19 protein-coding genes and 1 tRNA gene are annotated in these 23,001 nt (G+C 65.4%); 12 read left to right on the forward strand and 8 right to left on the reverse strand.

Translation table 11 applies throughout. The annotated features are described in order from the left end of the window. Positions 1-446 precede the first annotated feature (446 nt). Positions 447-537: transfer RNA gene (locus AC3WOB_RS30795), tRNA-Ser, on the reverse strand. Between the two features lie 267 nt (positions 538-804). Between AC3WOB_RS30795 and AC3WOB_RS30800 the strand changes: the two genes are divergently transcribed. The 3 genes from AC3WOB_RS30800 (at position 805) to yaaA (ending at position 3,692) form a co-directional block, all read left to right on the forward strand. Beyond that, positions 805-2,022, forward strand: coding sequence for a cation:proton antiporter domain-containing protein (locus AC3WOB_RS30800; protein WP_492277152.1), 1,218 nt, complete (start codon positions 805-807; stop codon positions 2,020-2,022). Between the two features lie 102 nt (positions 2,023-2,124). Beyond that, positions 2,125-2,907: a 3-hydroxybutyrate dehydrogenase gene (locus tag AC3WOB_RS30805; protein WP_207468717.1), complete on the forward strand. Its 783-nt coding sequence runs from the start codon at positions 2,125-2,127 to the stop codon at positions 2,905-2,907. A 14-nt stretch (positions 2,908-2,921) separates the two neighbouring features. Then, positions 2,922-3,692 carry a peroxide stress protein YaaA gene (yaaA, locus tag AC3WOB_RS30810; RefSeq protein WP_492277153.1) on the forward strand — a complete coding sequence of 257 codons (771 nt, stop codon included), beginning with the start codon at positions 2,922-2,924 and terminating at the stop codon, positions 3,690-3,692. A 58-nt stretch (positions 3,693-3,750) separates the two neighbouring features. Here yaaA and AC3WOB_RS30815 read toward each other — a convergent pair whose 3' ends face one another. After that, positions 3,751-5,973, reverse strand: a complete 2,223-nt coding sequence (locus AC3WOB_RS30815; protein WP_013391927.1) for an FUSC family protein — start codon at positions 5,971-5,973, stop codon at positions 3,751-3,753. A gap of 417 nt (positions 5,974-6,390) precedes the next feature. Here AC3WOB_RS30815 and AC3WOB_RS30820 point away from each other — a divergent pair, with 417 nt between their 5' ends. From AC3WOB_RS30820 to pssA, 4 genes are all read left to right on the forward strand, one after another. After that, positions 6,391-8,160, forward strand: coding sequence for an acetolactate synthase 3 catalytic subunit (locus tag AC3WOB_RS30820; protein ID WP_371818963.1), 1,770 nt, complete (start codon positions 6,391-6,393; stop codon positions 8,158-8,160). Between the two features lie 11 nt (positions 8,161-8,171). Then, positions 8,172-8,663 (forward strand): acetolactate synthase small subunit, encoded by a 492-nt coding sequence (gene ilvN / locus AC3WOB_RS30825; RefSeq protein WP_006223608.1) that lies wholly within the window; start codon positions 8,172-8,174, stop codon positions 8,661-8,663. Positions 8,664-8,739: 76 nt separating this feature from the next. Then, on the forward strand, positions 8,740-9,756 hold the full coding sequence (ilvC, locus tag AC3WOB_RS30830; protein ID WP_013391929.1) for a ketol-acid reductoisomerase: 1,017 nt from the start codon (positions 8,740-8,742) through the stop codon (positions 9,754-9,756). Between the two features lie 177 nt (positions 9,757-9,933). Continuing rightward, a complete protein-coding gene (pssA, locus tag AC3WOB_RS30835) occupies positions 9,934-10,707 on the forward strand; it encodes a CDP-diacylglycerol--serine O-phosphatidyltransferase (protein WP_013391930.1) in 774 nt (257 codons plus the stop codon). A 73-nt stretch (positions 10,708-10,780) separates the two neighbouring features. Here pssA and AC3WOB_RS30840 read toward each other — a convergent pair whose 3' ends face one another. Continuing rightward, positions 10,781-11,299: a hypothetical protein gene (locus AC3WOB_RS30840; protein WP_492277154.1), complete on the reverse strand. Its 519-nt coding sequence runs from the start codon at positions 11,297-11,299 to the stop codon at positions 10,781-10,783. A gap of 313 nt (positions 11,300-11,612) precedes the next feature. Here AC3WOB_RS30840 and rpsO point away from each other — a divergent pair, with 313 nt between their 5' ends. The 4 genes from rpsO (at position 11,613) to AC3WOB_RS30860 (ending at position 16,318) form a co-directional block, all read left to right on the forward strand. Then, complete coding sequence (gene rpsO, locus AC3WOB_RS30845; protein WP_006223612.1) at positions 11,613-11,882, forward strand: 30S ribosomal protein S15; 270 nt, start codon at positions 11,613-11,615, stop codon at positions 11,880-11,882. Positions 11,883-11,975: 93 nt separating this feature from the next. Beyond that, complete coding sequence (gene pnp, locus AC3WOB_RS30850; protein ID WP_013391932.1) at positions 11,976-14,138, forward strand: polyribonucleotide nucleotidyltransferase; 2,163 nt, start codon at positions 11,976-11,978, stop codon at positions 14,136-14,138. Between the two features lie 223 nt (positions 14,139-14,361). After that, positions 14,362-15,087 carry a hypothetical protein gene (locus tag AC3WOB_RS30855; RefSeq protein WP_492277155.1) on the forward strand — a complete coding sequence of 242 codons (726 nt, stop codon included), beginning with the start codon at positions 14,362-14,364 and terminating at the stop codon, positions 15,085-15,087. A 13-nt stretch (positions 15,088-15,100) separates the two neighbouring features. Beyond that, positions 15,101-16,318, forward strand: a complete 1,218-nt coding sequence (locus AC3WOB_RS30860; protein ID WP_013391934.1) for a threonine ammonia-lyase — start codon at positions 15,101-15,103, stop codon at positions 16,316-16,318. A gap of 15 nt (positions 16,319-16,333) precedes the next feature. Here AC3WOB_RS30860 and AC3WOB_RS30865 read toward each other — a convergent pair whose 3' ends face one another. The 3 genes from AC3WOB_RS30865 to AC3WOB_RS30875 all read right to left on the reverse strand — a co-directional run bounded on the left by AC3WOB_RS30865 (position 16,334) and on the right by AC3WOB_RS30875 (position 19,261). Beyond that, on the reverse strand, positions 16,334-16,897 hold the full coding sequence (locus AC3WOB_RS30865) for a PIN domain-containing protein (protein ID WP_492277186.1): 564 nt from the start codon (positions 16,895-16,897) through the stop codon (positions 16,334-16,336). A gap of 228 nt (positions 16,898-17,125) precedes the next feature. After that, positions 17,126-17,815 carry a glutathione S-transferase family protein gene (locus AC3WOB_RS30870; protein ID WP_492277156.1) on the reverse strand — a complete coding sequence of 230 codons (690 nt, stop codon included), beginning with the start codon at positions 17,813-17,815 and terminating at the stop codon, positions 17,126-17,128. 522 nt (positions 17,816-18,337) lie between these two features. Then, positions 18,338-19,261, reverse strand: a complete 924-nt coding sequence (locus AC3WOB_RS30875) for a carbon-nitrogen hydrolase family protein (RefSeq protein WP_492277157.1) — start codon at positions 19,259-19,261, stop codon at positions 18,338-18,340. Positions 19,262-19,344: 83 nt separating this feature from the next. Here AC3WOB_RS30875 and AC3WOB_RS30880 point away from each other — a divergent pair, with 83 nt between their 5' ends. Beyond that, the gene (locus AC3WOB_RS30880) at positions 19,345-20,277 is read left to right on the forward strand and encodes a LysR substrate-binding domain-containing protein (protein ID WP_492277158.1); all 933 of its coding nucleotides are present in this window, start codon (positions 19,345-19,347) and stop codon (positions 20,275-20,277) included. A 9-nt stretch (positions 20,278-20,286) separates the two neighbouring features. On the opposite strand, the gene AC3WOB_RS30885 is transcribed toward AC3WOB_RS30880, so the two are convergent. Together AC3WOB_RS30885 and AC3WOB_RS30890 are read right to left on the reverse strand one after the other, a co-directional pair. Next, a complete protein-coding gene (locus AC3WOB_RS30885; protein ID WP_492277159.1) occupies positions 20,287-21,822 on the reverse strand; it encodes a tetratricopeptide repeat protein in 1,536 nt (511 codons plus the stop codon). 25 nt (positions 21,823-21,847) lie between these two features. Then, positions 21,848-22,936 carry an RDD family protein gene (locus tag AC3WOB_RS30890; RefSeq protein ID WP_492277160.1) on the reverse strand — a complete coding sequence of 363 codons (1,089 nt, stop codon included), beginning with the start codon at positions 22,934-22,936 and terminating at the stop codon, positions 21,848-21,850. Positions 22,937-23,001 lie beyond the last annotated feature (65 nt).

Consider the following 23,001-nt stretch of genomic DNA (forward strand, 5'->3'; position numbering starts at 1 on the left):
GAGCCATCCGAAGCGCAGCCCCGCCGGGGCGAGCATCGGAATGGCGCAGGGCAGCCTCGGCGGCTAAAGAACCCCGACATCCGCAAGCTCGAAGCGCTGCCGCTCCGCACTTCGGTTGTGTGAGGCAGCGTTCTTGAACCGCCGGCGTCCGGACTGCGGGATTCCGATGCTCGCCCCGGTGGGGCTGCGCTTCGGATCCCTCCGCCCGGCCACCGGCTCACGGCATCTACCCATGAACGGGTTCCGAAACCAATGCATTAGGCGACTGCCAGCCGAGGACCCCGGAGTCATCCGAAGCGCAGCCCCACCGGGGCGAGCATCGGAGTGGCGCAGGGCAGCCTACACGCAAGCCGGCGCGCGCCGAGCCTGTGCGTTTTTAGTTTTTATGAAGTCCGAAGGAAAAAGAAAAAGGCCAACCCCGAGGGATTGGCCTTTTTTGCAATACTTGGCGGAGAGGGTGGGATTCGAACCCACGGTACGGGGATACCGTACGCCTGATTTCGAGTCAGGTACATTCGACCACTCTGCCACCTCTCCGTGGCTGGGTTTCGTAACGGCGGTTTACCCGGGGGCCGGGTTTTCCACAAAAGATCCCTGGTCGGAAGGATCTTCGTTGTCGAAGCAGCGAAGCCCGCAATTCTACAGGATTTTTTTTGTTTGTGTAAAGAGGGTGATTGAAAGTCCCCTACAGCGGGTTTCAACCGGCTTTCGGAGGCGGCGTTCTTTGCCCAGAATTCCGGTATGCCTGACGTTCCTGCCCAGGCATCCATCCGTCTCGGCGTTCATCCCGGAACCGCTAGTCCCATGGATCTGATCCTCATTCTCCTACTTGCGGCCGTGCTGTGCGTGCCCCTGACCCAGCTGCTGGGCCTGGGCGCCATCCCGGGCTACCTGCTGGCCGGCGTGCTGGTGGGGCCGTCCTGCCTCAGGCTCGTCACCAATGTGGACACCATGATCAACGTGTCTCAATGGGGCGTGGTGATGATGCTGTTCATCATCGGGCTGGAGCTGTCGCCCAAGCGCCTGTGGGCCATGCGCAACGAAGTCTTCGTGCTGGGTTCCTTGCAGATGCTGGCTTGCGGCCTGCTGCTGGCGGTGGTGTTTGGCGCGGCGCTGCGGCATCTGGCCGGCATGGAGTGGCAGGCGGCGATCCTGTGCGGCCTGTCGCTGGCCTTGTCGTCCACCGCAGTGGCCTTGCGGCTGCTGGACGAGCGCGTGCTGACGCGCACGCCATTGGGCAGATCGGCGCTGGGCATATTGCTGTTCCAGGACATGGCGGCGATCCCGATGCTGGTGGCGGCGGGCCTGCTGGGTTCCGATGGTGCGTCGGCGCCTTCCTTCAAAGAGGCGCTGATTGCCGTGCTGGTGGTGGCAGCCGCCTACCGGCTGAGGCTGCTGGGATGGGCGGCCAAGGCGCAATTGAACGAATTGTTCACCGCCGCCGCGCTGTTGATGGTGGTGGGCGCAGCCCAATTGTTCGACTTTGCCGGCTTGTCCGCCGGCCTGGGCGGATTCCTGGTGGGCGTGCTGATGGCCGAATCCCGCTACCGGCACGATCTGGAAAAGGCGATCGACCCGTTCAAGGGCTTGCTGCTGGGCCTGTTCTTCGTGGCCATCGGCATGTCCGTGAATTTGAAGGTAGTGGCCAACCACTGGCCGTTCATCTTCGTGGGCGTGTTCGCGTTGCTGCTGGTCAAGGCCTTGATCTTGTACGGTTTTTCGCGCTTTCTGGGCTTGCCGCGCTATCACCGCCTGCTGTTTGCCCTGGCGCTGGCGCAGGGCGGCGAGTTCAGCTTCGCCATCTTCAATGAAGCCTGGGACAACCACCTGATGAATCTGGAACAGCGCGACCTGCTGTCGGTCATCGTGGCGATTTCAATGGGCGTGGTGCCTGTGTTGATCAAGCTGCTGGAACGCATCCCCGAGAACCGCGGCGGCATGGCCGATCTCCCGACGGCGGAACCCGCCAAGGACGAGGCGTCCCAGCCGCCCGTGCCGCGCGATCCTCCTCCCGCTGCTTGACCCTGCGCAGCGTACGGGCATGGCATGATTGCCGTCTTGCCGGGCAGCTACACTTGATCCTCGCTTGGCCCGTCCAATGTGCCCGACCACAGGAGAATGCTCATGCTTAAAGGAAAAGTCGCCCTTGTCACCGGTTCCACCAGCGGCATCGGCCTGGGTATCGCCACTGCCTTCGCCCAGCAGGGCGCCGATATCGTCTTGAATGGTTTCGGCGATGCCGCCGAGATCGAAAAGGTCCGCGCCGGCCTGGCCGACAAGCACGGCGTCAAGGTGATCTACGACGGCGCCGACTTGTCCAAGGGCGCCGCTGTGCGCGAGCTGGTCGAGAACGCGGTGCGCCAAATGGGCCGCATCGACATCCTGGTCAACAACGCCGGCATCCAGCACACCGCCCTGATCGAGGATTTCCCCGCCGAAAAGTGGGACGCGATCCTGGCGCTGAACCTGTCGGCCGTGTTCCACGGCACCGCCGCCGCCTTGCCGCACATGAAGAAGCAGGGCTTCGGCCGCATCATCAACATCGCCTCGGCCCACGGCCTGGTGGCCTCGGCCAACAAGTCGGCCTACGTGGCGGCCAAGCACGGCGTGGTCGGCTTCACCAAGGTCACCGCGCTGGAGACGGCGGGCCAAGGCATTACCGCCAACGCCATCTGCCCCGGCTGGGTCCGCACCCCGCTGGTTGAAAAGCAGATCACCGCGCTGGCGGAAAAGGACGGCGTCGACCAGGAAGCCGCCGCCCGCGAACTGCTGAGCGAAAAGCAGCCGTCGCTGCAATTCGTGACGCCGGAGCAACTGGGGGGCACCGCCGTGTTCCTGGCTTCGGACGCCGCTGCGCAAATCACAGGTACGTCCGTCTCGGTCGATGGCGGCTGGACGGCACGCTAAAAAGGAATACCCGAATGCTGTTTCTGCTTTCTCCCGCCAAGAAGCTGGACTACGACTCGCCGCTGCACATCGAGACGCATACCCAGCCGCTGTTCGTGGACCAGGCCGCCGGCCTGATCAAGGTGTTGAAGACCAAGTCGGCTGAGGACATCTCCGAGCTCATGAGCCTGAGTCCGGCGCTGTCCGAGCTGAACGTGCAGCGCTATGCCCACTGGAAGCGCAGCTTCACCCAGGCCAATTCGCGCCAGGCGGTGCTGGCCTTCAACGGCGACGTCTACGAAGGGCTGGAGGCCTCGACCCTGTCGGCCAAGCAGCTGGACTGGGCGCAAGAGCACGTGGCCATCCTGAGCGGCCTATATGGGGTGCTGCGCCCGCTGGACCTGATGCAGCCCTACCGCCTGGAAATGGGCACGCGCCTGGCTACGCCCAAGGGCAAGAACCTGTACGAGTACTGGGGCCCGGCCATCGCCGGCTACCTGAACGAACGGCAGGCCGGCCAGAAAGCGCCCGTGATCATCAACCTGGCGTCCGAGGAGTACTTCAAGTCGGTCGACCTGAAGACTCTCAAGGCGCGCGTGGTGCAATGCGTGTTCCAGGACTGGAAGAACGGCGCCTGGAAGGTCATCAGCTTCCACGCCAAGCGCGCGCGTGGCCTGATGGCGCGTTATGCGATCCTGCACAAGGTGTCCAAGCCGGAAGGCCTGCAGGGTTTTGACCTGGAAGGCTACAAGTTCGACGCCTCTGCTTCGTCGGACGACAAGCTGGTCTTCCGCCGCAAGGTCTGACCCGGTCCCGGGCCTCGCGCCCGGGACGTCCCTATTCCGCCTGATCAATCCAGGGTAGTCACGCTGCCGCCGCCACTGGCGGCGCGTGCGTGGGATCGGCCAACGCGTGCAGTTCCTGGCGGATCATGTGCGCGGCCTTCAGCATTTGTTTGACCGGATAGACCAGCGCGGCCTGCTCGCCTTCGGTCTCGAACTGGTTCGGCAGGCCGGTAGGCGCCTGCGCCCGGTTTTCGTCCAGCAGGTCCACCATGCCGGCCAGCGCCCGCTGCACGGCCTCGGGCGTGGCGGGCAGGGCGGCCAGCATGGGTATGGCCGCCGTGATCTGCGAGGCCAGTATGTGGTTCTGGATCAGCAGGTTGTTCAGCTCGGGCACGCTCACTTGGTGCGAGGTGGGCTCGCTCATCATGCGGTAGAAGGCCTCGGCGAAATTGCTGAACGAGATGTGCACGTTCTTGCGCGCCAGCCGCCACGCCAGGTCGGCGTCGGTCACTGCCGGGGTCTCGCCCGCCGCGGCGCCCACGGGCGCGCCATGGGCCTGCATGGCCTCGACGTAGCGCAGGCCCGCGATCAGGTACTCGCGGTTGGCGCGCGTGGCCGCGGCCGCCAGCGGCTTCAGGTAGCGGGCCTCCCACCAGGGCAGGATGTAGCTGCAGATCAGCGCCAGCGCGCAGCCGATCAGCGTGTCGATGGCGCGTTCGCCGATCACCGACATGGACACCGTGCCTGGGGATACGAAGTGGAACACCAGCACCACGAACAGCGTATTGAAGGTGGCGCTGGCCATATAGTTCAGCTGCACCAGGCTGTTGCCCATGATGCAGGCGCCGAGCAGCGCCGCGAACAGCAGTTCCGGGCGGTCGGTCAGGTTGAACAGCAACAGGGCCAGGATGCAGCCGATCAGCGTGCCTGTCAGGCGCCAGCTATTGCGCTGGCGCGTCAGCGCGAAGCCCGGCTTCATGATGATGACGATCGTCAGCATGATCCAGTAGTTGTGCGCGGAAAACGCGGGCGACAGCCACTGGCTGGCCAGGGTCATGGCGATGGCCGCGGCGGCCGTCACCCGCAGCGCGTAGCGGAAGTGCGGCGAATCCAGGCGCAGATTGCTGGTCAAGAGTCCCACGCGGAATTCCTGGCGCGAAATGAAGCGCGTCAGCGACTTGTTGATGCGCAGCACGTCGGTGGGCTTGGCATCGGGCGAGGCGGCGGTATGGTCGGCCAGGCGGTCGACGATGCGCGCCGAATTGCGCAGCCTGCGCAGCACCTGGACGATCAGCGCCAGCATCTCGGGCTCGCGCTCGCCCAGGCCCTGCTGTTTGAGCTGTTCGATTTCGTACTCGATGGCGCGCAGCTCGGCCTTGGCGCTGCTGCGGTACTGCACCTTGCGTCCGCGCGACACGTCCAGCGCGATGCGGTTGAGCTCCAGCGACATCTTCACCAGCGCGTCGCGCATGAACATCAGGCAGTCGCTGCCGGCCAGCGCGCGGCGCAGCGCCGCGTAGTCGGTATGCGTGGCCACCAGCGTGTCCAGCAGCTGCAGCATGTCGACGAACATGTTCCAGATCATCACGCGCTGGCGGTCGCCCAGGCCCTTGCCGCGGGGCAGGGCGCGCAGCACCATGTCGCGCGCCGCCTGGTGCTTTTCCGTCATGACGGACTGGCGTTGGATCAGTTCGCGGTAGGCGTCGTCCAGATCGGCGGTTTCATCGTAGAAGGCGGCGCGGGCCGCCACGTAGTCGGCGGTGGCGAACAGCGCCACCGACATGGCCTGCTGCTCCTCGCGCAGCCAGAACAGGCGCGAGAACCCCAGGCTGAACGCGACGTAGAACAACGCCCCGCCCAGCGTGGCCGCGGCGTGCGCCAGCACCTCGTGGGGCGCCAGCGGCGAATGCATGGTCAAGGTCATCAGCAGCAGGCCGGCAAAGCCGATCAGGCCGCCGCGCTTGCCGAATACCGTGAACATCGAATAGACGAAGCACTGCGCAATGACCGCCAGCCAGATCAGCACGGGATACGAGGAAGCGAACCCGGTGATGATGACGGTCAGGGTACCCAGCGCGGCGCCGCCCAGCATCTCGTTGGTGCGATGGCGCTGCGGCCCGCCCGGCTGGTCGATGATGGCCAGGCACTGCGCGCCGAAGGTCGCGACCAGCCCCGTGGTGTAGTTGCCGAAGACGCCGCCCAGCACCAGCACCGGCAACAGCATCCCCACCCCCTGGCGCACCCCTCCGAAGAAGTAGTGGCTGTAGAGGAAGCGGCGAATGCTGGCAATGCGCAAATCCATGGGTGGGGGCTCGGTTCTGGACGACAAAACAAGTATAGAGATGCTGCTCAATTTTTTGGGGCCAGATAGTTACCGAACCTTCCCTGCAACGGTCCGCGAAAGGCCGATTTGCCACCTTTGACGCAACGCGGTAAATTGCTCCACTTGCACCGGTCTGCCTATCCGAAACCGGTGCGTTGAGGCGGATTGCCAGGGTCACCTCCCAGCCATCCCGCAGCAGTTACACCTGCCGTTGGCCGCGCCACAAGCGTGTGTTGCCAAGGCTTCCATTTCGACCTCCAGCGTCCCCCAGGGGCGTTTGCACTGCGTTCTGTCGAGCGTGTGCCGGGTCGGCAAGGTGTCCGGGTGGCGTGGCTCCGTGAGCCGCAAAGCGCCGGATCATGTTGTCGGAACCGGTATGGGTTCAGTTGCCGCCGTATCCGGGCGAGCAGCAGTCAGGGTTGCAGGGCCGGTACTGAAAGGAATGACAACATGGAACTGAATGGCGCCGATATCGTCGTGCGCTGCCTGGCCGATGAAGGCGTGGAACACGTTTTCGGCTACCCCGGCGGCGCGGTGCTTTACATCTACGACGCGATTTTCAAGCAAGACAAATTCCAGCATATCCTGGTTCGTCACGAGCAGGCCGCCGTGCACGCCGCCGATGCCTATTCGCGCTCGTCGCAAAAGGTCGGCGTCTGCCTCGTGACCAGCGGACCGGGCGTGACCAATGCCGTCACCGGCATCGCCACCGCCTATATGGATTCCATCCCCATGGTCATCATCAGCGGGCAGGTGCCCACTGCGGCCATTGGCGAGGACGCCTTCCAGGAATGTGACACCGTCGGCATCACGCGTCCCTGCGTCAAGCACAACTTCCTCGTGCGCGACGTCAAGGACCTGGCCGAAACCATGCGCCGCGCGTTCTACATCGCGCGCACCGGCCGTCCCGGCCCGGTGCTGGTGGATATCCCCAAGGACATCACCATCGCGCAGTGCAAGTACACGCCGCCCAAGGGCGAAATCTCGATGCGTTCCTATGCGCCCGTCAACAAGGGCCACCAGGGGCAGATCAAGAAAGCCGTGCAGATGCTGCTGGCCGCCGAGCGGCCCATGATCTACACGGGCGGCGGGGTCATCCTGTCGAACGCCGCGCCCGAGCTGAACAAGCTCGTGTCGCAACTGGGCGCGCCCTGCACCAGCACCCTGATGGGCCTGGGCGGCTACCCGGCCAGCAGCGGCCAGTTCGTCGGCATGCCCGGGATGCACGGCACCTACGAAGCCAATATGGCGATGCAGCATTGTGACGTGCTGCTGGCCATCGGCGCCCGTTTCGATGACCGCGTGATCGGCAACCCCAAGCACTTCGCCCAGAACGCCCGCAAGATCATCCATATCGATATCGATCCCTCGTCGATCTCCAAGCGCGTGCGCGTGGACGTCCCGATCGTCGGTAACGTCAAGGACGTCCTGGCCGACCTCAGCGCGCAGTACGACATCGCCGCGGCCGAGCACAAGCCCGCCCCGATCACCAAGTGGTGGGAGCAGGTCGAGTCCTGGCGCGGCAAGGAATGCCTGAAGTTCACCAACTCGGACGAGGTCATCAAGCCGCAATACGTGGTGGAAAAGCTCTGGGAAGTGACCGGCGGCGACGCCTTCGTCACCTCCGACGTGGGCCAGCACCAGATGTGGGCCGCGCAGTACTACAAGTTCGACAAGCCGCGCCGCTGGATCAATTCCGGCGGCCTGGGCACCATGGGCGTGGGCCTGCCGTACGCCATGGGCGTGCAGATGGCCAATCCTGGACACGACGTCGCCGTCATCACCGGCGAAGGCTCCATCCAGATGAACATCCAGGAACTGTCGACCTGCCACCAGTACCGCCTGACGCCGAAGATCATCTGCCTGAACAACCGCTTCCTGGGCATGGTCCGGCAGTGGCAGCAGATCGACTACGGTTCGCGCTATTCCGAGTCCTACATGGATTCGCTGCCCGATTTCGTCAAGGTGGCCGAGGCCTATGGCCACGTGGGTCTGCGCATCGAACGCCCGGCGGACGTCGAGCCGGCGCTGCGCGAAGCGTTCAAGAAGCACAAGGACCGCTTGGTCTTCCTGGACTTCATCACCGACCGCACCGAAAACGTGTGGCCGATGGTCAAGGCCGGCCGCGGGCTGACCGAAATGCTGCTTGGCTCTGAAGACCTGTAAGGAGGCCACCCATGAAGCACGTGATTTCCGTCCTCCTCGAAAACGAACCCGGCGCGCTGTCGCGCGTGGTGGGCCTGTTTTCCGCGCGGGGCTACAACATCGAGACCCTGACGGTGGCGCCCACCGAGGACTCCACGCTGTCGCGCATGACCATCGTGACTACCGGTTCGGACGAGGTGATCGAGCAGATCACCAAGCACCTGAACCGCCTGGTGGACGTGGTCAAGGTCGTCGACCTGACCGAAGGCGCGCACATCGAGCGCGAGCTGATGCTCGTCAAGGTGCGCGCGGTCGGCAAGGAACGCGAGGAAATGAAGCGCATGGCGGACATCTTCCGCGGCCGCATCATCGACGTCACCGACAAGTCCTACACCATCGAATTGACGGGGGTGCAGGAAAAAGTACAGGCCTTCCTGGAGGCCCTGGACCGCAGTGCAATCCTTGAAACCGTGCGCACCGGCGTGTCCGGCATCGGACGCGGTGAACGGATTTTGAAGATTTGACCGGCCTTCCAGGCCAAGCCGCACCCTACATCTGAATTAAACAAATATCCAAAATACTGGAATCTGGAGCACAACCATGAAAGTTTTCTACGACAAAGACTGCGATCTCTCCCTCGTCAAGGGCAAGACTGTTGCCATCATCGGCTACGGCTCGCAAGGCCACGCGCACGCGCAGAACCTGCATGAGTCCGGCGTGAAGGTCGTGGTCGGCCTGCGCAAGGGCGGCGCCTCGTGGAACAAGGCCGCCAACGCCGGCCTGGAAGTCAAGGAAGTCGCCGACGCCGTCAAGTCCGCCGACATCGTCATGATGCTGCTGCCCGACGAGAACATCGCCTCGGTCTACAACAAAGAAGTGCACGCCAACATCAAGCCCGGCGCCGCCCTGGCGTTCGCTCACGGCTTCAACGTGCACTACGGCCAGGTCGTGCCGCGCGAAGACATCGACGTCATCATGATCGCCCCGAAGGCCCCGGGCCACACGGTGCGCAACACGTACAAGCAAGGTGGCGGCGTGCCCCACCTGGTGGCCGTGTACCAGGACAAGTCGGGCGCCGCGCGTGACGTGGCCCTGTCGTACGCCAGCGCCAACGGCGGCGGCCGTGCCGGCATCATCGAAACCAACTTCCGCGAAGAAACCGAAACCGACCTGTTCGGCGAACAGGCCGTGCTGTGCGGCGGTACCGTCGAACTGATCAAGGCCGGTTTCGACACGCTGGTGGAAGCCGGCTACGCGCCCGAAATGGCGTACTTCGAGTGCCTGCACGAACTGAAGCTGATCGTCGACCTGATCTATGAAGGCGGCATCGCCAACATGAACTACTCGATCTCGAACAACGCCGAGTTCGGCGAGTACGAAACGGGTCCGAAGATCGTCACCGACGAAACCCGCAAGGCCATGCGCCAGTGCCTGACGGACATCCAGACCGGCGAATACGCCAAGAAGTTCATCCTGGAAAACACCGCCGGCGCTCCGACGCTGACCTCGCGCCGCCGCATCAACGCGGAATCGCAGATCGAGCAAGTGGGCGGCAAGCTGCGCGCCATGATGCCCTGGATCGCCGCCAACAAGCTGGTGGACAAGTCCAAGAACTGATCCACGCCTGCGCGGGGCCAGCCCCCGCGCAATCAGGGTCGAAGCGGCATGCCTGCGAGGGCATGCCGCTTTTTTTGCTGGCGTTCCCGTCGATTGGCCAGGCACGCAGCTTGCTCCGCTCCGCAAGCGGGGCCAGATGGGTTAACCTTTCAGTGTTCGTTGTAAGTTATTGAGACCATGCCCAATTTTTCCATGCGCGATTCCGAGAACCGCCACCGCAGCATCTACCTGCTGCCGAACGCGTTCACCACCGCGGCACTGTTCGCGGGCTTCTATGCCGTCGTACAGGCCATGAACGACCGCTTCGAAGTCGCCGCCATCGCCATTTTCGCGGCCATGGTGCTGGACGGCATGGATGGCCGGGTCGCCCGCCTGACCAACACGCAGTCCGCCTTCGGCGAGCAGTACGACTCCTTGTCCGACATGACCTCCTTCGGCGTTGCGCCGGCACTTGTCATGTACGAATGGATCCTGAACGACCTGGGCCGCTGGGGCTGGCTCGCGGCCTTCGTCTACGTGGCCGGCGCCGCGCTGCGCCTGGCTCGCTTCAACACCAATATCGCCGTCGTGGACAAGCGCTACTTCCAGGGCTTGCCCAGCCCGGCGGCCGGCGCGCTGGTGGCGGGCTTCGTCTGGCTGGCGGTGGACAACAAGCTGCCCATCCATGACAGCCTGATGGCCTGGGCTGCGTTCACGCTGACCATGTACGCGGGCATTTCCATGGTGTCGAACGCGCCGTTCTTCAGCGGCAAGAGCTTCGCCTTGGGCCGCAGCGTGCCGTTCTGGGGCATCCTGCTGGTGGTGGCGGTATTCGTGTTCGTGTCCAGCGATCCTCCGGTCGTGCTGTTCGGCCTGTTCGTGCTGTATGGCCTGTCGGGCTGGATCATGTGGGCCTGGCGCTGGAACCGCGCGCGCCGCCTGACGCAGGAACGCCGCAGCCAATCCTCCTGATCCGCGGCAGCCTTGCCGCCCAAAACAAAACCCGCCGGATGCGGGTTTTGTTTTTTTCAGGGGGAGCGGGGAATCAGCGCCACATGAACCGGTCATCGTCGTACATGGGGTCCGGGCCAGGGTGGAAGTGCGTCAGCCTGTTGCCGTCGCGGCTCATGTAGACGTACATCAGCGAGTTCCAGACGCCGTTTTCCTTGTAGCGGTACGACCAGACAACTTCGCGTTTCTCGCCCAGGCCGGCTTCCTCGATGCGCGCGGGCGGGCCGAATTCGCAGCGCACGCGGTCGGGGCCCCATTCGCCTTCGCTCAGGACCTTGAAGTGCGCGTCCGTCAGCAGCGGCACTACCGGACCCACGCGGCCGTCGGCCCCGACATTGGTGCCCCAGGCGTATTGGCCCATGGGCTGCTGGGTCCAGATCACGCGCCGCCCGCCATTGGCTTGCGGGCACTCGAAGTTGGGCCGGCCGAACTGGGCCTGCACGTCGGCGTAGGGCGTGCCGGGCGGAATCTGGGCCATGTTCGCGCACGCCGCCAGGGTGGCCAGCGCGGCGGCGGCCAGCGCGATGCGGGCGCCTCTGTAATATTTAGACATGCTTCTCTCCTGATGTCGGATTGCGGCCCGCAGCGGGGCGGGCACCCGTCACTGGGGTAATTTTATCGAATCGGCTATAATCATCGAGCTTTATCAAGTGTATTGATTTTGCAACATCCTTTGCGCTGGCCGCAGAGCGGGTCCAGGTATCAGGTCCCGGTGTCGAAACACCGCGTCCACAACCGGGTTCCAGGCTTCTGTTTGAGTCATCAATGGCAGCAGTGAGAAAGCGAATTCAGCCAGGTTCGCGCAAAATTTTTTCCAAACCACGTCAGGGCGCCTCGGCCCTGTCGCATGTCCGAAGAGGTCATAAATGTCTGTAGCTGACATCAAGAAATCCGATATCGTCGCGCAATTCCAACGCGCTCAAGGCGATACCGGCTCCCCCGAAGTTCAGGTGGCTCTGCTCACCGCCCGTATCAACGAACTGACCGGTCACTTCAAAGAACACATGAAGGACCATCACTCGCGCCGCGGTCTGCTGCGTATGGTCAGCCGTCGCCGCAAGCTGCTCGACTATCTCAAGGGCCGCAATCCCGATTCGTACCGCGCACTGATCGAAAAACTCGGTCTGCGCAAGTGATCGACGGGGCTGGCTCCCCATGACGCAATAACCGTGGTCGGTGCGACGCATGTCGCGACGGCCACGGTTTTTCATTTGTAAGGAATAATCGTCATGTTCAATAAAGTGACAAAATCGTTCCAGTACGGCCAGCACACGGTCGTCCTGGAAACTGGCGAAATCGCTCGCCAGGCCTCCGGCGCCGTGGTGGTGTCGATCGAGGACACCGTCGTCCTGGCCACCGTCGTGGCTTCCAAGAAGGCCAAGCCGGGTCAAACGTTTTTCCCGCTGACCGTTGACTACATCGAGAAGACCTACGCCGCCGGCCGTATTCCGGGCGGGTTCTTCAAGCGCGAAGGCAAGCCCTCCGAGAAGGAAACGCTGACCTCGCGCCTGATCGATCGTCCCCTGCGTCCGCTGTTCCCCGAAGACTTCTACAACGAAGTCCAGGTGGTCATCCACACGCTGTCGGTCAATCCCGAGATCGATCCCGACATCGCCGCCATGATCGGCGCCTCGGCCGCGCTGGCCATTTCGGGCATTCCGTTCAACGGCCCGATCGGCGCCGCGCGCGTGGGTTACATCGATGGCCAGTACGCCATCAACCCGACCGCCTCGCAACTGAAGTCGTCCAAGCTGGACCTGGTTGTCGCCGGTACCGAAAACGCCGTGCTGATGGTGGAATCGGAAGCCGACCAGCTGTCCGAAGAAATCATGCTGGGCGGCGTGGTCTACGGCCACCAGCAAATGCAGGCCGTCATCAACGCCATCCACGAACTGGTCAAGGACGCCGGCAAGCCCGATTGGGACTGGCAAGCTCCTGCCAAGGACGAGGCCCTGATCGCCGCGGTCACCGCCGCTGCCCAGGAAGGCCTGAACGCCGCCTACCAGATCCGCGAAAAGCAGGCCCGCACCACCAAGCTGCGTGAAGTGTCGGCTGACGTGTCGGCCAAGCTGGCTGCCGCCGCCGCCGAAAAGGGCGAAGCGCTGCCGGACGCCGTGACCGTCGACAACATCATGTTCTCGCTGGAATCGGCCATCGTCCGCGGCCAGATCCTGAATGGCGAGCCGCGCATCGACGGCCGCGACACCCGCACCGTGCGCCCCATCAGCGTGCGTCTGGGCGTGCTGCCCCGCGCACACGGCAGCGCGCTGTTCACCCGTGGTGAAACGCAGGCGCTGGTCGTGGCCACGCTGGGCACCAAGCAAGACGAACAGATCATCGACGCGCTCATGGGCGAGTACCGCGACCGCTTCATGATGCACTACAACATGCCTCCGTTCGCCACCGGCGAAACGGGCCGCATCGGCGTGCCGAAGCGCCGCGAAATCGGTCATGGCCGCCTGGCCAAGCGTTCGCTGATTCCGCTGCTGCCGGCGCCTGAAGACTTCCAGTACACGATCCGTATCGTGTCGGAAATCACCGAGTCCAACGGCTCGTCGTCGATGGCTTCGGTCTGCGGCGGCTCGCTGGCCATGATGGACGCCGGCGTGCCGGTCAAGGATCACGTGGCCGGCGTGGCCATGGGCCTGATCCTGGACGGCGGCAAGTTCGCCGTGCTGACGGACATCCTGGGCGACGAAGATCACCTGGGCGACATGGACTTCAAGGTTGCGGGCACCGAAAACGGCGTCACCGCACTGCAGATGGACATCAAGATCCAGGGCATCACCAAGGAAATCATGCAAGTGGCGCTGGCTCAAGCCCGCGAAGGCCGCCTGCACATCCTGGGCAAGATGAAGGAAGCGCTGGACGGTTCGCGTGGCGAGCTGTCGGCTTTCGCTCCGCGCATGCTGACCATCAAGATCAACCCCGAGAAGATCCGCGACGTGATCGGCAAGGGCGGCGCCACCATCCGCGCGCTGACCGAAGAAACCGGCACGCAGATCGACATCTCCGACGACGGCACGATCGTGATCGCCAGCGTCGACGAAGCGCAGGCCAAGGAAGCCCAGCGCCGCATCGTCGAGCTGACCGCCGACGTCGAAGTGGGCCAGATCTACGAAGGCGCCGTGCTGCGCCTGCTGGATTTCGGCGCCATCGTGCAAGTGCTGCCGGGCCGCGACGGTCTGCTGCACATCTCGGAAATCGCCAACTACCGCATCGCCAACATCAACGATGTGCTGAAGGTCGGCCAGCAAGTCCGCGTCAAGGTCATCGAGGCCGACGACAAGGGCCGCCTGCGCCTGTCCATCAAGGCCATCGGCGGTATCGAGCAGCAGCAAGCCGCTGCGGCTCCCGAAGCTGCCCCGCAATCTGAACCGCAAGCTGAATAAGCCTGCTTGACCGACAGCATGAGACGGCGCCTTCGGGCGCCGTTTTTCATGGACCGGCAGCGGCCGCGGTGGCCATGCCCGATTCATCTTCTTGCTTCTTCAGGCCCCGGACATCTCCCAACTGCGGCTACCTTCCTGTAAAGTCTTGCGCGAGAGCGCAGCCCCCCGATTGCGGAGGACGGCATGCGCGACGTGGCAAAAGGGGGAAACGGATGGGCAAGGCATGACGGCGTGGGCCAGACCCGCCTGTGCCGCGGCGCTGCTTGCGGCGCTGCTGAGCGGCTGCATGAGCAGCCCCGGACCGGGGCAGGGCAGTCCCAAGAGCGAAGACATGTCCGCCGACCAGTTCGGTCAGACGGACTTCAACCGCACCGTTACGCTGGAGGTGCGCGACAACCTGGCCAGCCTGTACGTCCTGCTGGACAAGCTCTACCGCCGCAATCCGCGCGAATGGCGCAAGACCGGCGCGCCCGACCTGGCCAAGGCGGTGTCGCTGGTCAAGCATTCCATCGAGGTCCGCATCCCGCCCAAGGACCTGGCGGGCCTGCGCGACATCCAGATCCTGGCGGTAGCCCTGGACCCCAACTATTCTGGCGACCGGGTCGGTGCCTTCATCTACGGCTTGGCCGACACCATCATCGCAGCGCACAACGGCAAGACCCGCCTCTATGCCACCGACGCGCTGGATGGGCAGCGGGTCTACAATGCCGCACGGAACGTCGAGGCAGCCGCCTGGCTGCTGGCGTCGCGCCGCAATGCCCAGGGCGAACCCTTGCTGCTGGCCAATGAAATGTCCCAGAACGCCACCAACCTTAGCTTTGAACGCGAATTCGGCGCCATCATCGGCCGCCTGGACCTGATCGCCAATCTGCTCGGTGAGAACACGCGGCGTATCGGGATCAACTACGCGCAGGGCCTGCTGCTGTTCAATTTCCTGCCGGTGCGCTAACAGGATTTCCACCGTGATCGATATCGCCTCCATTCAGACCGCCCGCGAAAACTTGCGCGGCCAGGTGCTGAAGACCCCGTTTACCCTGTCCCGCACGCTGTCCGATATCTTCGGCGCCGAGATCTGGCTGAAGTTCGAGAACCTGCAGTTCACGGCTTCGTTCAAGGAGCGCGGCGCGCTCAACCGCATGCTGACCTTGTCGGAAGCAGAACGCGCCAAGGGCGTGATCGCCGTGTCAGCAGGCAACCACGCCCAGGGCGTGGCCTACCATGCCCAGCGCATGGGCGTGCCCGCCGTGATCGTGATGCCGCGCTTCACACCTACCGTCAAGGTCGCCAACACGCGCCGCTTCGGCGCCGAAGTGGTGCTGGCCGGCGATACCTTCGACGACGCCAAGGCGCGCGGCTACGAGCTGGCGCAGGAGCGCGGCCTGATCATGATCCACCCCTATGACGACGAAGCGGTCATTTCGGGGCAGGGCACGGTGGCGTTGGAAATGCTGGAAGACCAGCCGCAGCTGGACACCCTGGTCATCGCCATCGGCGGCGGCGGCCTGATCTCTGGCATCGCCACCGCGGCCAAGGCGCTCAAGCCGGGCATCGAGATCATCGGCGTGCAGACCGAACGTTTTCCTTCCATGTACGCGGCGGTCAAGGGCGTGACCATGCCGCAGGGCGCGTACACCATCGCCGAAGGCATCGCGGTGAAATCGCCGGGCGCGCTGACCCAACCCATCGTGACGCAGTTGGTCGACCGGCTGGAGCTGGTCAGCGAAAGCGATATCGAGCACGCCATCGTGGTGCTGCTGGAGATCGAAAAATCGGTGGTCGAAGGGGCGGGCGCCGCAGGCCTGGCCGCGCTGCTGCGCGCGAAGGAAGAAGGCAGCGACCGCTACCAGGGCAAGCGCATCGGCCTGGTGCTGACCGGCGGCAATATCGATCCCCTGATGCTGGGCGAATTGATCGAGCGCGGCATGGTGCGCGCCGGCCGCCTGGCCCGCATCCGGGTGGACCTGCGCGACCTGCCGGGCGCGCTGGCCCATGCCACCAAGCTCATCGCCGATGCCCAGGCCAACATCACCGAAGTGCACCACCAGCGCGCCTTCACCTCATTGCCGGTGCGCAATGTCGAAGTGGATTTCGTGCTGCAGACGCGCGGCCATGAGCACATCCAGGAAGTGATCGAAGTGCTGAACGCGGCGGGCTTCGCCGCCAGCAATCACGACCACTGAGCACGCGGGCGCGATTCAGGCGGCGCCACGCTGCGCGGCGTCGCGCGCCAGCAGGCTCTTCAGGCCGTACAGCCGCTCGCGGTGCAGCGTGGCCGATAGCGGCTCGGGCTCGCGGCCCAGGGCCACGTAGTCCGCGGGCACCTGCGCCGCCGCCGCGCGGATGGCGTCGGGAGCGGCCTGCCACCACTGCGTCAGCATGCGGTCGGGGTTGTAGACATCCAGCCCCTGGCGGCGCAGTTCGGAACGGTTGAAATCCTTCAGGTTCCAGGTCAGCACCTGCACCACCGGCGGCTGCTGCAAGCCGCAGCGCGCGCGCCGCGCCAGGCCGGCTGCGATCACGTGGAAATCCTTGGGGTCGCTGTAGCGCAAGGATGCCTCGTACACCTGCGTGTCCGCTTCGCGGGCGGCGGGGAAACGGGCATTCATGTCGTCCCACATTTCCATCATCACTTCTGGCGGGATTTCCCAGATGCGCGAGGCGTTGCGGCGCCATTCTTCGCCGATGCGCTCGGTCCAGACCGGCGTGTACACGCCGGCCTCGGCCAGCCTGAGCAGCAGGCGGCGCAGGATGCCGGACATAAGGACGCAGGCGTCGAGGACGATGAAGGGCGGGGAGGAGGAAGCGGCGGTCAAGTGAGGTCTGAAGCCCTGCCTATGGAGGCTGCGCCGTAGGGAGATCGGGGCGGCGGGCAGGGCGGGAAAAAGAAAAACGAGGCGCAAGAATAACGTTTTTGGGGGCAGCCGGGGTGGGGGACGGGATACGGCAGGTCCACGCCTGGCGCCTTTCAGCGTCGCCAGGCGGTCCTCCTAACCCAGTTCGGCGCGCACGGCGTTGCAGTGGCTCACCAGATTGCGCCGCGACACCAGGCACTGCTTGAGCGGGGTGTCGATGGCGTAGAAATAGATATTGGCGAGAAAACCGTACAGGCCCGCATCCACGCTGCCGGGATTGGCGCCGAACATGAAACCGTTGTCTCCCAGCAGGCTGGATATGACCTCCAGATCGGCGACGCCGCGGGCGTAGGCGTCCTCGGGCGCATAGCGGCCGATGCCCTGGTAGTGGTAGCGCTGGAAATTGTATTGGCGGGCGGCTTCCAGTTGCTCGGGCGTGACGTCCGGATGGGTGTCCAGCAGCGCCTTGCGGAAGGTCGGCCAATAGCGGTCGTCGCGCCAGCGTGAATAGGACATGACCCAGTACAGGTCGTCCAGCGCGCGGCGGACCAGCAGATCCTGTCGCTGCTGCACCGGCGTGAGGGAGTCGTCGATAGTCAGTTCGTACTGGCGCTTCAGGTACGCGACGATGGCGTCGCTGTCGCCGATGCGCAGATCGCCATCGGCGATGTAGGGCAGTTGGCCGCGCGGAGCGGACTGCACGTCGAGCGTATGCCGGTGGTCGAACGGCAGCCGGCACAGCTTCAGGAAGGCGTAGATCTTCAGGCCGTAGGGGTTGTTGTCTTCCAGCCCATAGAGTCCGGGGTACGAGTAGAGGGTGATCATGGCGCGCTCCCTGGTTACCGGTCTAGCTTAGAACGGCCGAGGGATTTTTGCGCGCATCAGTGTGGCGAGGCAGGCGGTTCGCCGGCTTGCGACGAAGGGAGGACGCCTTGCCTGTTGCGGGTGGTGCCCGAGACCGGAATCGAACCGGTACGGCCGCGAGGCCGAGGGATTTTCTTACCACTTCGGCTTTCGCCGCCAGCGCGGTTGCGCTGTTCGTGGTCTGGAGCACGCCTTCACCTTAGCCTTCTGGCCTTAGGTGCCCGCCGTCTGCTCTCTACACCTTCCCCGGTCATGCAACCAGGGCTTGGCTCGGCGTTGGCTCGGAACGGGTCCAGGGCATTCGCCGAGTTTGACGGGCTACACCTTTGGAGTTTCCCCCAAAGGGCTCAAATTAGTTCAAGTCCCTTGTGTCTACCAATTTCACCACTCGGGCGTTGCGCGGCCCCGGAAGGGCCGGCAGCGGGCGAGACTATACCATCCCGGCGCCAGGGAGCCGGAATGCGGGACCCTGGGCGCTGGCGCTCAGGAGACGAAGCGCACGGCAGGGCGCGGGCGTTCATCCACCGTCAGCGCGAAGACATCGGGGCGCGAATAGTGGCCGACCACGTCGAAGTCGTAGCGGGCCCGCACCAGTTCCGCCGTGTCGACCTGGGCGGTCAGCAGGCCAGCCTTGCCGCGCAAGGGACCCGCCAGCACGTCGCCCAGCGGGCCGACGATGACCGAGCCGCCGTTGATCAGCGGGCGGTTGGCGTCCCAGCCCGGCACGTCCTGGCCCAGCTCGGCGGGCGAGGGCTGCACCTGGCAGGCGCTGACCACGAAGCAGCGGCCTTCATGGGCGATGTGGCGCATCGAGCATTGCCAGATGTCGCGCTCGTCCACGGTGGGGGCGCACCAGATTTCCACGCCCTTGGCGTACATGGCGGTGCGCAGCAGCGGCATGTGGTTTTCCCAGCAGATGGCGCCGCCGATGCGGCCGGCCCCGCTGTCGACCACCGGCAGGGTCGAGCCGTCGCCCTGGCCCCAGATCAGGCGTTCGGTGCCAGTGGGCATGAGCTTGCGGTGCTTGGCGGCCAGGCCGGTGGCGGGTTCGAAGAACAGGGCGGTGCAGTACAGCGTGTTGCCGCCGCGTTCGATCACGCCCACCACCAGGCTGGCGCCGGTGCGCTGCGACAGGGCGGCCAGCGCCTCGGTTTCGGGGCCGGGCACGTCGATGGCGTTTTCGTAATAGCGGGCAAAGGCCTCGCGGCCTTCGGGCAGGCGATAGCCCAGGCGGGTGCCGAAGATCTCGCCCTTGGGGTAGCCGCCCAGCAGCGCTTCGGGCATGACCACGAGCGAGGCGCCCGAGGCGGCGATTTCGCTTTCGTAGGCCAGGATGTCTTCAAGGGTGCGGGCGCGGCCTGCGGGCGAGGAGCCGATCTGCAATGCGGCGACGGTTTTCGTGGTCATGGTGGGGGCTCGGGTGGGGTAGAAACAAGCCTCAGTGTCAGACCGGCTCTAAAATCAATCAATCCTGGTCAGAGATAAATGATATGAACCAGATTGATATCGAATCGGCGGACCTGAACCTGCTCAAGGTCTTCGAGGCCATCTACGACGAGGGCGGAGCCGGGCGCGCCGCCCTGCGCCTGGGCGTGACGCAGTCGGCCGTCAGCGCGGCGCTGGGGCGCCTGCGCGGTCTCTATGGCGATCCGCTGTTCACGCGCACGGGCCGGGGGCTGACGCCCAGCCTGCGGGCGCGCGAGTTGCGGCCCGTTATCGGCGAGGCGCTGGACAAGTGCCGACAGAGCCTGTCGCTGGCGCGTCCCGGCGCGGCGGGCTTTGCCGGCAGGTCGGTCACGCTGGGCCTGTCGGATGATTTCGAGATCGCATTGGGGCGGGATGCGATCCGCGCGCTGGCGCAAGGCGCGCCGGGACTGCGCATCATCTTCCGGCAGACCCACAGCCGGCTGGCGGCCGATATGCTGATGGCGCGCGAGGCTGATCTGGTGATCGCCTCGGGCGGACTGGCCGCGCATGCCTTGCAGCGCGTGACAGTTGGGCAGGGCGGCTATGCCTGCCTGCTCGATCCCGCCAGCCTGGCGCCGGGGCAGACGACCCTGTCGTTGGAGGAATTTGTCCGCCGCCAGCACATCCTGGTGTCGTCCGGCGGATTCATCGGCGTGGTGGATGAAGTGCTGCACGGGCTGGGACTGACGCGGCGGGTGCAGGCCTCAACCACACATTTTGCGGCGTTGGCGTTCCTGCTGCCGGGCAGCGATGCCCTGTCGACCCTGCCCGCGCATGCGGCGCGCGGTTTGGCCGCGGCGTCCGGCTTGAGCATGCTGCCTTGCCCAGTAGCCATGCCGGGGTACGCCATCGAAATGGGCTGGCGTCCCGACGCCTTGCGCGATGAGGCGGTGGCGGCTGCGAGGCGCGGCTTGCTGGGCTTGTTGAACGGCTATGAATGGGAGCGCGCCGCGTAGGCGCGCGGCCTACTTGCGTCCGAACATCCGGCCCAGCAGGCCGCGTGGCGCGGCGGCGGCCTGTTCCGCCGCCAGGGCATTGTTCAAGGACAATTCCTGGTACTGCGGCTTGCCGTTCTGTTGATAGGCGGCGGCAGCCTGGCGATAGGCCATGGCGGACTCCGCATGGCGCTTCATCTCGCCGTAGGCTTGGCCGCGCGAAAACAGCGCCCAGCTGCGGTACTCCGGATCCATCGCGATCAGGCGGTCGCAGGCCGCCAGCGCTTCGTCGTGGCGCTGGGCCGCGATCAGCGCGTTGATGCGTTCGGCGTGCAGGGCGCCGTCATCGGGCCAGCGTGTCATGGCGCGGTCGGCGTCGGCCACCGCCTCGTCCGCCCGGCCCAGATGGGTCAGCGCTTCGATGCGGGCGCGGCGCCACTTGAGCCAGTCCGGATCCAGCGAGATCGCCACCTCGGACAGCGGCAGGGCTTCGTCGTGACGCTCCAGCCGGTTCAGCATGTCAGCCGCATTGCCGGGCAGGAAGTCGTTGTCGGGCGCCAGCTCGTAGCCCCGCAAGTAGTACGCCAGCGCCTCATCCCAGTTGCGCTGGTCGCGCTGGGCGTTGCCGGCCACGAACAGCAGTTGGGCATCGCCGCTGTCCATCGGGTCCAGCCCTTGCAGCGCCTGCTCGGCCAGTTCCGGATCGCGGCTGCGCACGTACTCGCGGGCCTGTTCCCTGCGGCCTTCCCAGCCGCTGTCCGAGAGCGCATCCAGATGCCGCCATAACGGCACGGCCTCATCGGCGCGACCCAGCCGGTGCAGGGAGCGCGCCTTGCCTTCCAGGGGCCAGTCCCAGTCGGGCTGGCGGCGCAGCAGACTGGTCCATTCCTCGACCGCGTCTTCATGGCGTTCCAGCGCTTGCAGGCACGAGGCGCGGTTGTGCTGGATGGCGTTCTGCTCGCCCAGGATGGCGCGCGCACGGTCGAACATCGCGATGGCGTTGCGCAGGTCGCCCAGGCTGCGATAGGTGTTGCCGGCGTCATACAGGAACATGCCGTTGCCCGGCGCCAGCGTGGTCGCGCGCCGGAAATGGGGCTCGGCCTCGGCGTGGCGTCCGGCATTGGCCAGGTTGGACGCGATATAGCAATGCGGCGCGCCGGCGGACGGACGCAGTTGCGCGGCGCGGGTCCAGCATTCGATGGCCTGGTCCAGGCGGCGGTCGTTGATCAGCAGATAGGCCTGCGCCATCAGCAGCCCGAAGTGCGAGGGCGCACGCTGCTGGGCGTCGCGCAGGATGCGCCAGGCTTCCTGCTGTTCGCCCGCGTTATAGAGCGCGGTGGCCTGGACGCGAATGGCGTCGCCGCAATGCGGGTCCAGCGCCAGCGCCCGGTCCAGGTCGGCCTGGCGCGCCGCGTGGGCGTTGCGCTTGTCGTGATAGCGGGCGCGCAGCGCCCACATGAGGGCCGAGGCGGGCTGCTCGCGCAGCCCCTGTTCGCACAGCGCCAGCATTTGCGCGTGCTCGTCGCCGTCGTCGGCGCGATGGATGGATTCGATCAGGCTGGACATGCGCGGGATTCCGTGTCGGGGCGCGTCAGGGCGCGGAAGCGCCGGCTTCGTGGCGGCAGCTATAGGGACGGTCGGCGCGCGGGATGTCGTCGCTGCCGCACTGCCAGCGGCGCACGCCGCCGCCTTTCTTTTCCGAGCGCAGTTCGGGCAGGTAGACCAGGTGCTTGCCGCCCAGCGCGGGTGCGTCGGCGGTGCCGGGTTCTCCGGCGATGGTGAAACGCAGCACGCCGTTGACTGGATTCAGGCTCAGCGCGCTGAAGCCGCTGCTTTTCAGCGACTCCGGGGTGACGCCGAGCGCCGCCATGTCCGGGGCGTAGGCCCCGGTGCGGCGGTAGTGGTTTTCGGCCAGCATGCGCACCGGTTGCGACACCAGGTCCAGGCGGATCACCTCGGCGCGCAAGGGGTTGTCTTCCTGCTTCGAGTCCATGACGATGGCGCCGATGATCATGCCGCCCGCCACCAGCGCCAGCACGCCCAGCACGGTGAAGATGAATTTGCCCGCGCCCGTGATGGAGCGGGTCTTGGCGATGGCGGGCCGGATGGCCCGCGGATCCGCCCGGCTGGACACCACGTAGCTGCCCGAGATCCAGTTATGCATGGCGCGTTCACCGAAGATGGTCCGCTGGATGCGGTAGAAGATGCCGGGCAGGGCAAGGTTGAGTACGTACTTCATCAAGTGCCGCCAACTGGCGCGCAGGACGCCGGGGTTGTCGCCGTTGCGGTTCACGACGCGCAGCTTCAGCAGCCGCTTGCCCGGAGACCCGCCGCCCCAAGCGTCCATCAGCGCCGGCAGCATCAGGCCGAGGAAGCCGGCGGCCATGGCCAACAGGACAGGGCGCGGATCGCCGGCCAGCGATTCGTAGGTCAGGTTGGCGGCCGTGCTGAATCCGATCATCGCCGCCACCATCACGGCGGCGTCGATCGCGGTGGCGCCCAACCGCGGCCAGATGCCGGGGAAGACCGGCGCATTGCCGGCGCGGGCCGGGGCGGGCTTGGCGGCTTTCGCCGTCTTCGTGGCAGGCGCGGCCGCGGCTGGGGCGGGCAGCGGCGCGTTGCAGCTGAAGCACAGGGTATTGGAGGCCGGATTCTGCCAGTTGCAGCGGGGGCATTGCATGGGCGGCGGTGGCGGCGCGAGAAAGCCGCATGAGCGTTGGGAGTGCGGATGTTACCGGGAAAACC

The sequence above is a fragment of the Achromobacter sp. FW305-C-30-7 genome (assembly GCF_058783105.1).

Excerpts from the sequence above, each read along its gene's own strand:
- AC3WOB_RS30815 (WP_013391927.1), bottom strand. The coding sequence starts at position 5,973 with ATGGATTTGCGCATTGCCAGCATTCGCCGCTTCCTCTACAGCCACTAC.
- ilvN (WP_006223608.1), top strand. The coding sequence starts at position 8,172 with ATGAAGCACGTGATTTCCGTCCTCCTCGAAAACGAACCCGGCGCGCTG.
- pnp (WP_013391932.1), top strand. The coding sequence starts at position 11,976 with ATGTTCAATAAAGTGACAAAATCGTTCCAGTACGGCCAGCACACGGTC.
- yaaA (WP_492277153.1), top strand. The coding sequence starts at position 2,922 with ATGCTGTTTCTGCTTTCTCCCGCCAAGAAGCTGGACTACGACTCGCCG.
- ilvC (WP_013391929.1), top strand. The coding sequence starts at position 8,740 with ATGAAAGTTTTCTACGACAAAGACTGCGATCTCTCCCTCGTCAAGGGC.
- AC3WOB_RS30885 (WP_492277159.1), bottom strand. The coding sequence starts at position 21,822 with ATGTCCAGCCTGATCGAATCCATCCATCGCGCCGACGACGGCGACGAG.
- AC3WOB_RS30890 (WP_492277160.1), bottom strand. The coding sequence starts at position 22,936 with ATGCAATGCCCCCGCTGCAACTGGCAGAATCCGGCCTCCAATACCCTG.
- AC3WOB_RS30875 (WP_492277157.1), bottom strand. The coding sequence starts at position 19,261 with ATGACCACGAAAACCGTCGCCGCATTGCAGATCGGCTCCTCGCCCGCA.
- AC3WOB_RS30800 (WP_492277152.1), top strand. The coding sequence starts at position 805 with ATGGATCTGATCCTCATTCTCCTACTTGCGGCCGTGCTGTGCGTGCCC.
- AC3WOB_RS30840 (WP_492277154.1), bottom strand. The coding sequence starts at position 11,299 with ATGTCTAAATATTACAGAGGCGCCCGCATCGCGCTGGCCGCCGCCGCG.
- pssA (WP_013391930.1), top strand. The coding sequence starts at position 9,934 with ATGCCCAATTTTTCCATGCGCGATTCCGAGAACCGCCACCGCAGCATC.
- AC3WOB_RS30865 (WP_492277186.1), bottom strand. The coding sequence starts at position 16,897 with ATGTCCGGCATCCTGCGCCGCCTGCTGCTCAGGCTGGCCGAGGCCGGC.
- AC3WOB_RS30805 (WP_207468717.1), top strand. The coding sequence starts at position 2,125 with ATGCTTAAAGGAAAAGTCGCCCTTGTCACCGGTTCCACCAGCGGCATC.
- AC3WOB_RS30870 (WP_492277156.1), bottom strand. The coding sequence starts at position 17,815 with ATGATCACCCTCTACTCGTACCCCGGACTCTATGGGCTGGAAGACAAC.
- AC3WOB_RS30880 (WP_492277158.1), top strand. The coding sequence starts at position 19,345 with ATGAACCAGATTGATATCGAATCGGCGGACCTGAACCTGCTCAAGGTC.
- AC3WOB_RS30855 (WP_492277155.1), top strand. The coding sequence starts at position 14,362 with ATGACGGCGTGGGCCAGACCCGCCTGTGCCGCGGCGCTGCTTGCGGCG.
- rpsO (WP_006223612.1), top strand. The coding sequence starts at position 11,613 with ATGTCTGTAGCTGACATCAAGAAATCCGATATCGTCGCGCAATTCCAA.